Genomic DNA, 253 nt, shown 5'->3' on the forward strand with positions numbered 1-253 from the left:
GCTGCGTGTAGCACGGCAGTTAGTAAAATCTCTTACCTTTGGTGCTTTGCTACGCGCTGCCTGTTTTTGGCCTATATAGGCAGAATCTCCCCAGTAGCGAGTCTCTTGCCCATGCAGCAAGTCAGGCGTAAGCACCCGGTAAAGTCGTCTTGAACCGCGCTCCGGATTTATAGAACATAGTGTCCACGTAATAACTGGGTACATGTACATTATGAATCTGAATGCAGTTCCTCCCGTGCCAAGGCGCCGACGC

The 253-nt window shown here is 51.0% G+C and carries 1 pseudogene; it reads right to left on the reverse strand.

Features of this window, described 5'->3' with window-relative positions:
* Positions 1-126 (reverse strand): annotated as a pseudogene (locus tag ACO0LB_RS21070) (IS5/IS1182 family transposase); the annotation flags it as partial.
* Positions 127-253: the final 127 nt, after the last annotated feature.

It is taken from the genome of Undibacterium sp. SXout7W (assembly GCF_049339385.1).
In the GTDB taxonomy this organism is placed as follows: Bacteria; Pseudomonadota; Gammaproteobacteria; order Burkholderiales; family Burkholderiaceae_D; genus Undibacterium.